This is a genomic window from Chryseobacterium sp. SIMBA_029 (genome assembly GCF_046535275.1).
Lineage (GTDB): Bacteria > Bacteroidota > Bacteroidia > Flavobacteriales > Weeksellaceae > Chryseobacterium.
Genome location: NZ_JAWRXA010000016.1, coordinates 1 through 15256 on the forward strand (window position 1 = coordinate 1; position 15256 = coordinate 15256).

The window sequence follows — 15256 nt, forward strand, 5'->3', positions numbered from 1 at the left end:
TAAACACTAAACACTAAACACTAAACACTAAACACTAAACACTAAACACTAAACACTAAACACTAAACACTAAACACCTACGCCAGCGCATACGTTCTGAAATTCACCATTCTTACCTTTCCGGAATCTAACAGAAAAATAAGATTTTCTAAAATGTTCTCCTTGGAATGGTAGCTCAGCTGAACAGACAATTCTTCAATCGTTGAGGCTCTTTTGGATAATAAATTGATGATCTGCATAGAAATGTTTTTCCCGAAAATGGATTGTTTATTTTTCTCACAAACAGAACACTGGCCACAGTTTTTAGAATTCTTCTCTCCGAAATAAGAAAGAATTAATTTCATTTTGCAGTAGTCTTTATTTTCTACATAAAATTTCATCTCTTCCCACTTTTGGATCTTGTTTCGCTGAATGTGTTCAAACAATTTCCAGTAAGCAGCATTAACAACTCTTTCGTCTCTGGGTTTTAAGAATTTTATACTTGATAAAGCACCATCCACATATTCCAGATAATTTTTTTTCTGCAATTCCTTTAGACGTTCTTTAATCAGGTCGATACTGATTCCTAATTTATTACTGGCCTGTTGTTCACTGAACATTACCTTATGGGTGGTAATACCGGAAATGGTACGAAGCATAAGCTCTATGAAATAGGCGTCTTTTTGAGGCAGCTGATCAATCTCATCAGCATGCATTAAAAGCTGTAAAGAAGACAGGCTTTTGTTGTCGTTAAAGTAAATGATTTCCTGGTTGTGCAGGAAGTTCAGTACATTATTAATTTTAGCTCTGGATAACTTTGTAAAGTTTTGTATTCCTACCGTGTTCAACTGGAATACTTTTTCAGGCAATTCGAATTCCGCCACCTGAAAAATAGAGTAGAGGTAGCTTACAATTTTAAGAAACTCTGCTTTATTAGGAATCTGATTTTTTAAGATCTGATCGAAATTCAAAAGCTCCTGCTTATTCCAAAGCATAAATGCAAAACTGTCTTTTCCATCTCTTCCTGCTCTTCCGATTTCCTGATAATAATTTTCAATGGAAGGAGCCGGAGAATAATGGATTACAAAACGAACATTATCCTTATCAATTCCCATCCCAAAAGCATTGGTAGAAATCAATACATTCGTTTCACTGTTGCTCCAGATCGTTTGTCTGGCATTTTTCTCTTTTGTCGTTAATCCTGCGTGAAAGTAATCAACATTTTTCAGCTGGTTTTTATGTAAATACTCAGTCAGCAGCTCGGCTTCTTTTCTTGTACGTACATAAACAATTCCCGAATCATTGGTATGTTTTAAAATATCAAAAATACGCTGGAATTTATCAGAAACTTCTTCTGTGAAAATTTTAATATTATCTCTTTTAAAACTTTTTTGGAAGACGTTTGGGCTTTTAAGTTCCAGTTTGTTCTTAATCTCTTCCAATACTTTTGGCGTGGCAGTTGCCGTTAGCGCCAAACAAGGAATTTCAGGAATATTTGTTCTGAAATTTTTTATATTTTGATAGCTGGGACGGAAATCCTGTCCCCATTCCGAAATACAGTGTGCTTCATCTACCGCAATAAATGACAATTGTATTTCCTGAATATTTTGAAGGAATTGATTGTTTGTAAGTCTTTCAGGAGAAACATATAAAAGTTTTGTCAGTCCTTCCTTACAGCGGCTGTAAATGGTTTCTGCATCATATTCATCCAGTTCGGAAGATAAATATTCGGCTTCTATTCCACGGGATTTAAGCTGGTTGACCTGATCTTTCATCAGGGCCAGCAATGGAGAAATAACAAGACAGGTTCCTTCTTTCAGTAAAGCTGGAAGCTGGTAGCAGAGTGATTTTCCGGCACCGGTTGGTAAGAGAACCAAACTGTCTTTTTCGTTGATGACAGCATTGATGATTTCTTCCTGAGAATCTCTAAAATCATCATATCCCCAAAAATATTTTAGGGTGTCATATTTTAATTTTTGAAAATCCTGTTGAGAAATCATGAGGTAAAAATAAGGAAAGTATTACAACAAAAAAAGTCACGCCTTGCGTGACTTTTATATAATTTACTAAAAGTTTATTATTTAGCTTCGAAGTAAACTCTTCTATTTGCTCTGTTTTTCCATTCAGGACATTTAGTAGCTGGTTCACATTCAGGATATTTAAGGTCTTTTTCACCTCTTCCTAAAGCGTTAAGCTTAGTAGACTGAACTCCGCTTTTGATTAAATAATTCTTAACGTTATTCGCTCTTCTTTCAGACAATTTTTGGTTGTAAGCATCAGTACCTCTTGTATCTGTTGCTCCAATCACACTGTAAGAACCAGTTGAAGAGTTGATATAGTTTACTGCGTTGTTTAGAATTGGAGTATTTGATGGTAAAATTCTATCAGAATTTAAATCAAACTCAATACCTTCTAATTTAGTTTCCGTTTCTACTACAGGTCCTGCTGTAGGAGTAGTAGGACAACCGTTGTTTTCAACAGGTCCCGGAACTGTTACACACTTGTCGTAAAGGTCAATTACGCCATCAAGATCCGTGTCAAGGGCAACACCTGCACCGTCAACTCTTGCACCGGCAGGAGTATCAAGCTGTCTGTCCCAATCGTCACATACTCCGTCGTTATCGGCATCTCCTTTTTTACAAACTTCAATATCCTGGTTTTTGTTAGCCAAAACATCCAGCTTGTAATAGATCTCCTGAAGCGGATCATGCCACATTAAGTGAGATTCGTGTTTTCCTAATTTTAAAGAAATACCTAAAGTTGCGTTGAAGAAATTATCAGATACCTGCTCTTCACGTTGGTTGATTGCACTGTAATTAGCACCTCCTCCATCGAATTCATCATCACCGGTTATTACATACATTAATCTACCTTCGATGTCAATTCTTCTGTTTACCTTAAATTTCAAACCTGCACCCGCCTGTGCGAACATAGATCCAAATTTGAAAGGTTTAACTTCAGTCATCATTCTTTGACCAGTTGCATCTTTCTGGTAAGCTCTGTATGCAATGGTACCAATACCTGCATACCCGTGCAATGCCCATCTGAAAGGAGAGTGGTTATCAACTCTTCTCAAAAGATTAGAGAAGTTGATGTCTCCTAATAATGAGATCGCATCGTATTGAGTTCTTGCCCCTACTGCTGTTGCATCGGGAGCAGCATCTTTTGTATTGAACCAACCTTGTCTGGTTTCACCTCTGTCATATTGTAACTTTAAACCAAAAGCATGAGTGATGGCTTTGTCAATACTTACATAGGCAGAATATCCAAAAAGATTTTTCCCATTACCATTTTTTATAGACGTTAAATCTGCAGATTGCATTAAAGGCACGCCGGCACCAACAGAAATAGCCCAATCATTGAATCTTTTTGATTGGTTCGTAAATGGGGAAACATTGGCAGAACCGGAGGAAAATGTGTTTGGATATTTTCCGTTTGAAACTGCTGTTGAGTCTTGTGCATAACTAGCTGTAGGTACAGCTAATGCTAATGCAACAATTGCTAAACTTAATTTCATAGTGTTATTTTCTTTTTAGTTAATTTAAATGATTTATCTGCTGAAAAAACAATTTTTACATCGTTAGTTCTCTAAATTGCAGTCAATAAAATTGATATATTTTATACCTATTATTCTGAAAATTATATAAAGGTAAGTAAAATATTTCGTAATGAAAAATAAAATAGATAAACCGAAAAACATAGTTTTCGGTTTATCCCGAGTATTAATAGATTATTTTTTCTTTTTTGAAGATACTTTTTTGATTGGTTTTTTTACAGGAGCGTCTTCATAGTCTTTCTTCTGTATAGAATTCCAATCAGTATTTTCTATAAATCGTACCGTAACTTTTCTGTCAGCTAATCTTTCAGCATCAGAAGCAGAGGCAGGAACTCTCGCTTCTGCAGAGCCTACTCCTTTTGACTTAAGTACGTTTTGATCGATTCCTCTGTTTTCTAAAGCAACAACTACTGCTGCAGCTCTTTCCTGGGAAAGTCTTAAATTATAAGCAGCACTTCCTTTGATATCGGTATGTCCTGTCAATAAATAATTCCCCCCATTTTGCTTGATAATTTCAGCAGCCAGATCTAATTTATCGTTAGATTCAGGTCTGATCGTAGCTTTATTGAAGTTAAAATAGATATCTTTAAGGGTTTTTTCTACTTCAGTAGCGGTCTCACGATTATCTTTTTTCGGATAAGGACAACCGTTGTTTTCAACAGGTCCCGGAACCGTTACACACTTATCATTAAGGTCAATTACTCCATCAAGATCTGTGTCAAGGGCAACACCTGCACCGTCCACTCTTGCACCGGCAGGAGTATCAAGCTGTCTGTCCCAATCGTCACATACTCCATCATTGTCACCATCACCTTTCTTACAAACTTCAACATCCTGGTTTTTGTTAGCCAAAACATCAAGTTTATAATAGATTTCCTGAAGCGGATCATGCCACATTAAGTTAGACTCGTGTTTTCCTAATTTTAAAGAAACCCCTAAAGTAGCGTTGAAGAAGTTATCAGATACTTGCTCTTCACGTTGGTTGATCGCACTATAATTAGCACCACCTCCATCAAATTCATCATCACCGGTTACGACATACATTAATCTACCTTCGATATCGATTCTTCTGTTTACTTTAAATTTCAAACCTGCACCCGCCTGTGCGAACATAGATCCAAATTTGAAAGGTTTAACTTCAGTCATCATTCTTTGACCAGTTGCATCTTTCTGGTAAGCTCTGTATGCAATGGTACCAATACCTGCATATCCGTGCAATGCCCATCTAAAAGGAGAGTGGTTATCAACTCTTCTCAAAAGATTAGAGAAGTTAATGTCTCCTAATAATGAGATCGCATCGTATTGAGTTCTTGCCCCTACTGCTGTTGCATCGGGAGCAGCATCTTTTGTGTTGAACCAACCTTGTCTGGTTTCACCTCTGTCATATTGTAATTTCAAACCAAAAGCATGAGTGATGGCTTTGTCAATACTTACATAGGCAGAGTATCCAAAAAGGTTTTTACCATTACCATTCTTTATAGAGGTTAAATCTGCTGACTGCATAAGTGGTACTCCAGCACCTGCTGAAATAGACCAGTCGTTGAACCTCTTCGATTGGTTGGTAAATGGAGAAACATTAGCAGAACCTGAGGAAAATGTGTTTGGATATTTTCCGTTTGAAACTGCTGTTGAATCTTGTGCATAAGCGGCTGAAGGGAGAGCCATTGCTAATGCAACGATTGCTGAACTTAATTTCATCGTGTATTTATTATAAATGAATTGTTTTTTTTGAAAAACAATTTGTGTTTTGATTATTTGTTATTTTACTGGGCAGCCATTATTTTCTACAGGCCCTGGAACTGTTACACATTTGTCATATAGATCGATAACTCCGTCAAGATCCATATCCAAAGCAACACCAGCACCGTCTACTCTTGCACCAGCAGGAGTATCAAGCTGTCTGTCCCAATCATCACATACACCATCGTTATCAGCATCACCTTTTTCACAAACCACAAAATCTGTAGTAGCATTTTCTAAAACGCTGGTTCTGTAGTAAGCTTCCTGAAGTGGATCATGCCAAGCTAAATGAGATAAATGTTTTCCTAATTTGAAAGAGACTCCTAAGCTCACTGTCCAAGCATTGTCTGATCTCGATTTTTTGATCATGTTATACTTTGAAACGGTTGATGCAGGATCGTAATCAGCTGGGCCAGCCCATCCGCCACCATCAAATTCGTCGTCTCCACTTATAAGGTACATTGTTCTTGCCTCAACATCTATAAGTCTTGAAACATTATATTTTACCCCCATACCGAATTGATAAAACAGGGAATTGATATCAAAGTCCTGGTGGATAAATAAAGGAACTCTTTTAGGAGTTTCGCTCCATCTGAATTCGTTATTATCATGCAAAGAGGTATTGTACCCCTGGAAACCAATTCCTGCGTAACCATGGAAAGCCCATCTGAATGGAGAATGATTATCTACCCTTCTTAATAAATTAGAAAAGTTAACATCTCCTACTAAAGATACCTGATTAAACTTTGTGGTTGCAGTACCTACACCAGCCAACTGGCCTGCAGTTCCTGGCAGTTGAGCTGTTTGTTTTGTTTCACCTCTCATATACATTACGCTTAATGCGAAAGTATGAGTGATCTGCTTATCAATACTTACGTATGCGTTATATCCCCAATTGATCTTTTTATGTAAAGATGTAAGATCAGAATGGAGCATAAACGCTGTACCACCACCGACAGAAATAGACCAGTCGTTGAATCTTCTGGATTTATTGTCAAAAGGTTTTACATTGGCAGAGCCTGAGGAAAAAGTATTAGGGTACTCGTTTGAGGAACTTACTGCGATGCTATCCTGAGCATAAGCTGCAATAGGAAGAACGGCTAATAATAATAAACCTAATTTCATACGATATGTTTTATGTTTTATTTAAATAAAATCTTTTAATAATATACTAGAAAACTCCCTTTCAAAAAGATGTTTATGATGAGGGATTTCTAACCTTTTTGATTTGAAATTCAATTCGTCATACTTGATGATATCTATATCTATTATTCTGTCAGCATAGCCTCCAGAGACTTTTGAATCATTTATTCTTCCCATCTCAATTTCAATACCTTTAACGAAATCAAGCAGTTGAATAGGTCTATAACGAGTGAATATTACTAGTGCAATATTACAAAAAATATTGGAACTAACAAATTCTACTGGTTCGGACATTAAAAATTCACTGATTTTTAACATTTCATTCTCGCCTTCATTAATCTTCTGTACAGCAAGTTCTATATTTTTTTTTTGATCTCCAAGGTTACTTCCCAGTAACAAAACTACCTTATGTTGCGACATATTGGAAAATTGATTGATTTTATGAAAAGTTTTTTAAAAAATGTCCTGGCAAATATAGTAGCTATTGTTCTACTTTTTGTCGTGTTTTTCTTCTTTTTCATTATGATGCTCGTATTTAGTGCGATGGGAAATGATAAATCTGTGGTGGTAAAGAAGAATTCTATCCTTACCATTAATTTAAAGACGAATATTATAGACAGCCCAACGGAAGAACAGGTAGGTTTATTTAATATTAATAACCAAAATAAAAATATTCTGCTTTATGATGCATTAGAAGCTATCAATAAAGCCAAGACTGATGATAATATTAAAGGAATTAGTATTGAAACGGATAATCTGAATGCCGGAGTTACCCAAATTGATGATTTAAGGAATGCGATTGAAGATTTTAAGAAAAGCGGAAAGTTTGTATATGCGTACGGAAATGCGGTTTCACAGTCTGCTTATTATCTAGGATCTGTTGCTGATCAGTACTATCTTAATCCATCAGGGATGATCGAATTGAAAGGTCTTGCAACTGAAGTTACTTTCTTTAAAGATTTTGCAGATAAATATGGGATTGGTATCGAAGTGATCCGTCATGGAAAATTCAAATCTGCGGTAGAACCTTTTTTAAGAAATGATATTTCACCGGAAAATAAAGAACAGCTGAGTACACTATTGAATGATCTTTGGAAGAATACCTCTGCTAAAATGGCTGGTTCAAGAAAGATTGATTCCACTCAGTTCAAAACGGTGGTAGATAGTTTATATGGTATGATTCCTGAATTAGGAATACAATATAAACTTGCTGACAAGCTGATTCAAAAGACACAATATGATGAGATCATCAAGGCTAAATTAAGTTTAAAAGAAAAAGAGAAGCTTAATAAGATTTCTCTGGCCAATTATATCAGTTCTTATTCCGATGATGATAAATCCGGTGAAAAAGTAGCGGTATTGTATGCTTCAGGATCAATTAATAACGGAGACGGATATAATGATATCAATTCTGAAAAGTATATTAAATACATTAAAGACCTTCAGGATGATGATAAAGTGAAAGCAGTTGTGTTCAGAATAAACTCTCCGGGAGGAAGTGCGAATGCTTCGGATGAAATTCTATTTGAACTTCAGCAGTTGAAAAAGAAAAAACCTTTAGTGGTTTCTTTCGGAGACTATGCGGCGTCAGGAGGATATTATATTGCTATGGCGGCAGATAAAATTTATTCAGAGCCTAATACACTTACCGGGTCAATCGGAGTTTTCGGAGTGATTCCTTATTATAAAGATATTGCCAACAAAAACGGAATTCGTTCAGACATTGTTGCTACAAATGCTAACTCTCAGTATTATTCTGCATTAAATGGGGTGAGCCCTTACGGGGTAAGTCTTATCACAAGAAGTGTGGAAGGTACTTACAAAAGATTTGTGCATTTTGTTACTCAAAACAGAAAACAGACTTTTGAGCAGATTGACAGTGTAGGGGGCGGTAGAGTATGGAGCGGTACTCGTGCCAAGCAGATCGGTTTGGTTGATGAACTGGGAACATTGAATGATGCGGTGAAATTTGCAGCACAGAAAGCAGGATTGAAATCTTACAACGTAGCTTCTTATCCTAAAAAGATGTCTCCGTTTGAACAGATTTTCCAGGACCTTAATGAAGACGGGATCTCTGCAAGGATTATTAAAAATAAGATCGGAAAAGCCAACTATGAAATTTTACAACAGATTACCGACAAGAAACTGAAGTCTGAAGTAAAAATGGAAATGCCTTACCAGATAAAAATCGAATAAACTAAATTATATTGTATACAAAAATCCCGGATCTGAATTTCAGATCCGGGATTTTATTTTGTATGTAATGCTACTAGCTCTTCTTTGTGGCCATTCCATATACCCAAAGAACAATCAGTGCTCCTCCTACTGCTAAAAGCATACTTCTGAAATCGAAACTGTCTGTAGTTCCCCATCCTAAAGTACTGCCTATAAATCCACCTACGAAAGCTCCAACAATTCCTAAGATAATCGTCATTAACCAGCCACCACCTTGAGTTCCCGGCATAATAAGTTTTGCAATTGCACCTGCGATAAGACCAAATATGATCCAAGTTAAAATTCCCATAGTTTCAAATTTTTTAAGTGTTAATATTGTGAATTTGTTGAGTTAACATAACAAAAAACATGATAGAAATCATCTTTTCTTGAAGAATGAGTCTACAAATTCCGTACCATTAAACAATTGCAGATCCTGCATCTTTTCTCCTACACCAATATACTTAACCGGAATTTGGAACTGATCGGAGATACCGATAACGACACCACCTTTGGCTGTTCCGTCTAACTTCGTTACTGCCAGTGCATTTACTTCAGTGGCAGCGGTGAATTGTTTTGCCTGTTCAAAGGCATTTTGTCCTGTAGAACCGTCAAGGACAAGTAGAATTTCATGAGGTGCATCAGGAATAACTTTCTGCATTACTCTTTTCATTTTTGAAAGCTCGTTCATCAGGTTGACCTTGTTATGAAGTCTTCCCGCAGTATCTATGATCACAACATCCGCGTTTTGAGCAACAGCACTTTGTACCGTGTCAAAAGCCACAGAAGCTGGATCTGAGCCCATATCCTGCTTTACAATAGGAACACCAACTCTTTCGCTCCAGATCGTTAACTGATCGACTGCTGCTGCTCTGAAGGTGTCTGCAGCTCCAAGAACTACTTTTCTGCCTTCAGATTTAAACTGATGAGCTAATTTCCCGATAGTGGTAGTTTTTCCAACGCCATTGACGCCGACTACCATGATCACATAAGGTTTTTTGGTTTCATCAATATTTCCTGATCCTGCATGCGGATTTTCCAGTAAAAGTCTTGATATTTCTTCGCGAAGGATAGAATCCAGTTCACTTACATTTATATATTTATCTCTGGCAACACGTTCTTCAATTCGTTCAATAATTTTGATGGTGGTTGATGCGCCAACGTCGGATGCGATAAGTATTTCTTCCAGTTCATCCAGTACTTCATCATCTACTTTGCTTTTGCCGACTACGGCTTTAGTCATTTTTTCGAAAAAACCCTGGCTGGATTTTTCCAACCCTTTATCTAAAGTTTCCTTTTCTTCTTTTTTGAAAATGTTTTTAAACCAACTCATACTAGAATTTTGAATATATATAAGATGTTGTGATAGATCTCTTTATCACAAAGATAACAAAAAAACTACCCAAAAGATGAGTAGTTTTTTATATTGTAAATAAAGCGCAGCTTATTTTTTCAAATAAGCATCCACTTCGTCTGCATTCATTACTTTTTCTTCGAAAACGTAAGCTTCTGATTTAGAAGACTTCACCATTTTCACAACTTTAGTCATTTTTTTTGACTGTCCGCTTTGTAGGGTTGCTACTACTTTCTTTGCCATGGTAAATTATATTTATAAATTACTTGATTTCTTTGTGAAGAGTGTACTTTTTAAGAACAGAGTTGAACTTCTTAAGCTCTAATCTCTCTGTAGTGTTCTTTTTATTTTTTGTAGAAATGTATCTAGACATTCCTGGCATACCGCTCTCTTTGTGCTCTGTGCATTCAAGGATCACTTGAACTCTATTTCCTTTTTTTGCCATGTTTTAATTCTTTTTAATCAATCCGTTTCTAGTTGCTCTTTCTATAGCCTCTTCGATTCCAATCTTGTTAATCACTCTCAATCCATGAGCTGATACTTTCAGTGTTACGTGCTTATCTTGCTCCGGAAGGTAAAACTTCTTCTCCAATAAGTTAATTTCAAAACGACGCTTCGTTTTGTTATTAGCGTGAGAAACGTTGTTACCAACCATTGCACGCTTTCCTGTTATTTGGCAAATTCTTGACATATCTCGATGTTCTTATTTGTATAATATTTGAGAGTGCAAAATAACGAAGAATTTTTTAGATAGACAAATATTTTGCAAAATATTTCGAAATAACTGCCTGATTAATACTTTAAAATTGAAAATAGAAAGAAACACCAGAAATAGGGCTTTTTCAGACTGATAAAATTCATATATCCTTTCTACAGAACGGAGAACTTAATATTATATCTTTGTTTTTAATTAATCTAAATAAAAATAATATGAAGAGGATCTCTATTCTTTTATCGATGCTTTCGATAGGTATGGCAGCACAGAATTTTACTGAAATTCAGACCGGTATGAAAAATTTTTACTATTCTGCCAGTGATATCACTGATATTGATAATGACGGTTTCCAGGATATTGTAGTGAATGGGGCGATAGATTCTGACGGAGATGGAAATGTAGATACAAGTTTTAATGAAGTTTATAGAAATAATGGAACAACACTGGTTCCTTATGCAGATCTTGGCGTTGATGCAACGCATCTTGGAGATATAAAATTCATTGATTATAATAACGATGGACTGCCGGATATTATTTCTACCGGATTAAGCTATATGGATATTGTGAATTATAAACATTACCGGTTCCGGAATACAGGAAGCAGCTTTGTAAAAGAGGCTGACCTTCCGGGAAAGATTTATGGTTCGATGGATGTTTTTGATTTTAATCATGACGGAAAACTCGATTATGCGCTTAACGGAACCCAATATGACGGGACCGGTTTTGTGAATAAGCTGGACTATTATCAGAATACAGGAAATGGTTTTCAGCAGTTTGCAGGCTGGATGGAAGGAACGCAGAACAGCAGCTTTAAAATGGTAGATCTTAATAATGATCATCTTCTTGATATGGTGATTCTGGGTTTTGATCAGAACAGTAACCCGATATGTAAGGTGTATTTGAATGAAGGAGGTAATTTAACCCTTTCTCAGACACTTATTCCTTTATCAAGCGGTACTATAGAATTTGCTGATTTCAATGGTGACGGTTATCAGGATGTAATTGTTTCAGCTCAGGATTCTAATTATGACGGATACCTTGCTGTTTTAATGAATAACGGAGCCGGACATCTTACGGCTCAGCAGCTCAATATTCCTTCAATTTCAGATTCATCTGTAAGTGTAGGGGATCTGAACAACGATGGATATTATGATTTTATGATTTCAGGGAATGATGAAAATAACGATGCGGTTGTGAAATCTTTTATTTATGATTCCACCAATCAAACATTTACTGAAAATATACCTACAGGTTTGTATACTTTAGGAGGTCCGGGTTTTGTACATTTACTTGACTCTGACAATGATCATCATCTTGATGTTCTGCTGTCCGGATTTGATTGGGCAGATCCGGATATGCCTTCACTTACTAAAATCTTCAAAAATGCTTCTGCCGAAGCCAATTTGAAGCCCGTGCCTCCTGCAAACCTTAGCCTTATAAAAAACGGAAACAGATTTAATTTTTCATGGACCGGAGCTTCAGATGACAAAACTCCTGTGAATGCGTTGCGGTATGAAATTAAAGTGGGATCAACTCCGGGAGCTCATGATATTGCTAAATATGTAGTGACTACTCCTTCATGGTTTTTAGAGCTTAATCCATCCATTCAGGATGTCTATTGGAGCGTTCGTTCTATTGATGCTTCAAAAACATATTCTGATCCTTCCACGGAAGGTATACTGGCAACTCAACATGTTTCTATTGATGAACAGTTCAGCATCTATCCTAATCCGGCTTCTGAGAAAGTCTTTATTAAAGGAGGAAAGGTTTCGTCGGCTGAAATGTATTCTGTAGACGGCCAAAAAATGAATATTATTTTGAATAATGATCAATCCATCAATACTTCTCACCTGACAAAAGGAACCTATATCTTACAATTAAAAATAAAAGAGAAAATAACCACCAAAAAACTTATCATTAAATAATTGAATCATTTGTTTTATCCATGTGAAAAGCCAGACGTCCAGCTGGCTTTTCTTTTGTTTATCAGTCCCGTCTTTCTTTTATAGAAGGGAAATTATAGTATTTATCTTATCAGGATTATTTTTTCTTTTGCAGTTTGTTCTGAACCTTTTTAATTAGAAAATAGAACAGTAAGAAACCTAAGGCAAATATTGAAATTCGGGTCAGTAAATCACCTGTTCTTACATAGAAAGTCTGCTGGTCATAAAGGTTTAATTTGGCATACAATGCCGTTGTATCCCCATAAAATGTATCTTCTGTAATTTCTCCTTTTGCATTGATATGTGCAGAAATTCCGCTGTTGGCAGCACGGGCAATCTCTCTTCGGGTTTCAATAGCTCTCAGTTTAGCATAGGAAAGAAGCTGTTTGTGCCCTTCCGATACGCCCCACCATGAATCATTGGTCATGATGGCAAGAAAATTAGCGCCTTTTTTTACATAATCTGTTACAAATTCTCCGTAGATACTTTCATAACAGATAATCGGAGCAATTTTTCCTTTATTGTAAGGATTTGAAAAAGCGACTCTTTCTTTATCGGTTCCCAAGGAAGCCACTGTTCCGCCCAGATTAATCATAGCATCGCCTAAAAGAGGTTTGAATACACTCATGTAAGGGAAAATTTCAACGCCGGGAACCAATTTTCCTTTATGGTAAACCTCCACTTTCTGATTAGGAACAATTTGAACGGAAGAATTATACCTTTCTACCCAAAGTCCGGGATTAAGCTGGTAAGCTTCTTTTGGAAGATTGTTCTGGCTAAGATAAAACCGGTGGGAGGAAATTCCTGTTGCAAATACAGAACCGGGGTGCTGAGTTAAAAATTCTTTAACATTATTTAAAAGAAGGCTTTTTTCAAAAGCGGTTTCAGAAATAGAGCCGCTTCCCGGAAGAGCAGTTTCAGGGGCAATATAATAATCAATCTTTCCTTTTGAATTTTTTTCAGCAAGAGCAAGCAGATCTTTTTCTATCGTAAGACTGTCTTTGGAATATTTTTCGTCATAAGGATCAAGATTCGGTTGAAGAAGTAATACACTAACCTGTCCAATAGGTTTTTCATTGAAATTATTGTATTTAATCAATGAAATAATCATCGGAAGTATAATTAACAGTCCTGTAATGGAACTGTTTAAAATAAGGTCTTTTCTTTTTCTTCCGGCTTCCCAGGTCCGTATTGTATAAAACACTAAAACGTTGATCAGCAGGATCCAGAAACTGCCTCCTGTGGCCCCTAATGTATCATACCATTGTATTAATTTTGGGTAATCGGAAAATACATTTCCTAAATTCAGCCATGGCCAGGTAAATTCCCAGTTCAGATGGAATTTTTCAAAACTCATCCATATGGCAATTAAAAATCCCAGTCCCCAATACGTTCCCTGAGCATTTTTATACCAATGGTAACATTGAAAAACCAGCGAATAGAGAAAGGAATTAACCAGTACCGGAAATACAACGGCCATCATAGAATGGCTTCCATCAGGATTTTTTGAGCCATACAGCCATCCGGTCGTTACAATATTCCAGATTACAAAACAAACATAGGAAAGTCCGAAAACAACCCAGCTTTTTCTTTTGTATGCTGAAAATTTAGAAACGCCGTGTTCCATCATCAAAAGAGGAACGAGGGCAAAAAAGATGAAGAACGGAACTCCATAAGTTGGCCATGAAATGGACAGTAGCATCGCTGAAATGAGCGTAAGTAAAACGTATTTCATTAAATTTATTTAACACACAAATTTAATGTTTTTGAAATGAATAAATTTGCAATTGATGTTAAAGAAATTTTATAAAATTATTATCATTCCTTATACTTTATTTTTGCTGTATCTCATGTTTTTGGGAATGGGCAGAACGCAGTATGAGGATAACCTTTTAACGGTAGCGCCTATCATCTCTACCATTAATTTTATTAAAGGATGTATTTCCTGGAAAGATATCATAATGATTGTTGCCGGGAATATAGTGATGTTTATTCCGTTTGGATTTCTGGGATGGATTTTTCCTCAGTGTAAAGAATTGAAATCACTGCTTTTTTCCTTTATTTCTGCAATCACCATCGTAGAAGCACTCCAGTATTTTACCAGAATGGGAATTTTTGAAGTAGATGATATTATACTGAACACTTTCGGTGTGTTTTTGGGATGGATGATCTGTAGATACCTTGAAAATAAATATCCCCGTTTTGTCTTTTAATGTTGTAATCTCATGTCATTAATTCCCCAATCCTGAATTGTATACAGTATGGGCATGAATGACTCTCCGTATTCTGTGAGAGTATATTCAACACGGGGCGGAATTTCAACGTAAATTTTCCTTTCAATGATACCATCTTCCTCCAGTTCTCTCAATTGATTCACGAGCATTTGCTTACTAATCATGGGGATTGCTTTTTGCAGGATCCCGAAACGGTTGACATTTTTACTGATTCCATACAAGATGACGGTTTTCCATTTTCCACCTACCTTATTGTAAAAATGAGTTACCGGACAATTATTGGGGTTGAAATCTTTATTTTTCCTTTTATTTTCCATGAGTCTAAAAAAATGTACTAGGTGATAAAATAATAACTAATATGAGTTATGGGACAAATGT

Annotated in this window: 15 protein-coding genes; 3 read left to right on the forward strand and 12 right to left on the reverse strand. The window is 36.2% G+C overall.

The window, feature by feature from the left end:
* Positions 1-77 precede the first annotated feature (77 nt).
* The 5 genes from SB679_RS21970 to folK all read right to left on the reverse strand — a co-directional run bounded on the left by SB679_RS21970 (position 78) and on the right by folK (position 6838).
* Entirely contained in the window at positions 78-1979 is a 1902-nt protein-coding gene (locus tag SB679_RS21970) for an ATP-dependent DNA helicase RecQ (RefSeq protein WP_410704437.1), read from the reverse strand.
* Positions 1980-2056: 77 nt separating this feature from the next.
* Entirely contained in the window at positions 2057-3496 is a 1440-nt protein-coding gene (locus SB679_RS21975; RefSeq protein WP_410704438.1) for an OmpA family protein, read from the reverse strand.
* Between the two features lie 213 nt (positions 3497-3709).
* A complete protein-coding gene (locus tag SB679_RS21980; RefSeq protein ID WP_410704439.1) occupies positions 3710-5233 on the reverse strand; it encodes an OmpA family protein in 1524 nt (507 codons plus the stop codon).
* 60 nt (positions 5234-5293) lie between these two features.
* Positions 5294-6400: an OmpA family protein gene (locus SB679_RS21985; protein WP_410704440.1), complete on the reverse strand. Its 1107-nt coding sequence runs from the start codon at positions 6398-6400 to the stop codon at positions 5294-5296.
* Between the two features lie 21 nt (positions 6401-6421).
* Positions 6422-6838 (reverse strand): 2-amino-4-hydroxy-6-hydroxymethyldihydropteridine diphosphokinase, encoded by a 417-nt coding sequence (gene folK, locus SB679_RS21990; protein WP_410704441.1) that lies wholly within the window; start codon positions 6836-6838, stop codon positions 6422-6424.
* Between the two features lie 21 nt (positions 6839-6859).
* Between folK and sppA the strand changes: the two genes are divergently transcribed.
* A complete protein-coding gene (gene sppA / locus SB679_RS21995; protein ID WP_410704442.1) occupies positions 6860-8614 on the forward strand; it encodes a signal peptide peptidase SppA in 1755 nt (584 codons plus the stop codon).
* Positions 8615-8687: 73 nt separating this feature from the next.
* On the opposite strand, the gene SB679_RS22000 is transcribed toward sppA, so the two are convergent.
* The 5 genes from SB679_RS22000 to rpmB form a co-directional block, all read right to left on the reverse strand.
* Positions 8688-8942 carry a GlsB/YeaQ/YmgE family stress response membrane protein gene (locus SB679_RS22000; protein ID WP_034715304.1) on the reverse strand — a complete coding sequence of 85 codons (255 nt, stop codon included), beginning with the start codon at positions 8940-8942 and terminating at the stop codon, positions 8688-8690.
* Between the two features lie 69 nt (positions 8943-9011).
* Positions 9012-9965 (reverse strand): signal recognition particle-docking protein FtsY, encoded by a 954-nt coding sequence (gene ftsY, locus SB679_RS22005; protein WP_410704443.1) that lies wholly within the window; start codon positions 9963-9965, stop codon positions 9012-9014.
* Between the two features lie 111 nt (positions 9966-10076).
* Positions 10077-10229 (reverse strand): DUF4295 family protein, encoded by a 153-nt coding sequence (locus SB679_RS22010; protein WP_082002123.1) that lies wholly within the window; start codon positions 10227-10229, stop codon positions 10077-10079.
* A 19-nt stretch (positions 10230-10248) separates the two neighbouring features.
* Positions 10249-10431 (reverse strand): 50S ribosomal protein L33, encoded by a 183-nt coding sequence (rpmG, locus tag SB679_RS22015; protein ID WP_034715299.1) that lies wholly within the window; start codon positions 10429-10431, stop codon positions 10249-10251.
* A 3-nt stretch (positions 10432-10434) separates the two neighbouring features.
* Positions 10435-10677: a 50S ribosomal protein L28 gene (rpmB, locus tag SB679_RS22020; protein ID WP_002976757.1), complete on the reverse strand. Its 243-nt coding sequence runs from the start codon at positions 10675-10677 to the stop codon at positions 10435-10437.
* Positions 10678-10916: 239 nt separating this feature from the next.
* Here rpmB and SB679_RS22025 point away from each other — a divergent pair, with 239 nt between their 5' ends.
* Positions 10917-12626, forward strand: coding sequence for a T9SS type A sorting domain-containing protein (locus tag SB679_RS22025; RefSeq protein WP_410704444.1), 1710 nt, complete (start codon positions 10917-10919; stop codon positions 12624-12626).
* A gap of 115 nt (positions 12627-12741) precedes the next feature.
* Here the strand turns inward: SB679_RS22025 and lnt are convergent, their stop codons facing one another.
* A complete protein-coding gene (lnt, locus tag SB679_RS22030; RefSeq protein ID WP_410704445.1) occupies positions 12742-14379 on the reverse strand; it encodes an apolipoprotein N-acyltransferase in 1638 nt (545 codons plus the stop codon).
* 55 nt (positions 14380-14434) lie between these two features.
* Between lnt and SB679_RS22035 the strand changes: the two genes are divergently transcribed.
* Entirely contained in the window at positions 14435-14857 is a 423-nt protein-coding gene (locus SB679_RS22035) for a VanZ family protein (RefSeq protein ID WP_410704446.1), read from the forward strand.
* On the opposite strand, the gene SB679_RS22040 is transcribed toward SB679_RS22035, so the two are convergent.
* Positions 14854-15195 (reverse strand): winged helix-turn-helix transcriptional regulator, encoded by a 342-nt coding sequence (locus SB679_RS22040; RefSeq protein ID WP_410704447.1) that lies wholly within the window; start codon positions 15193-15195, stop codon positions 14854-14856. The genes SB679_RS22035 and SB679_RS22040 overlap by 4 nt on opposite strands.
* Between the last annotated feature and the right edge of the window lie 61 nt (positions 15196-15256).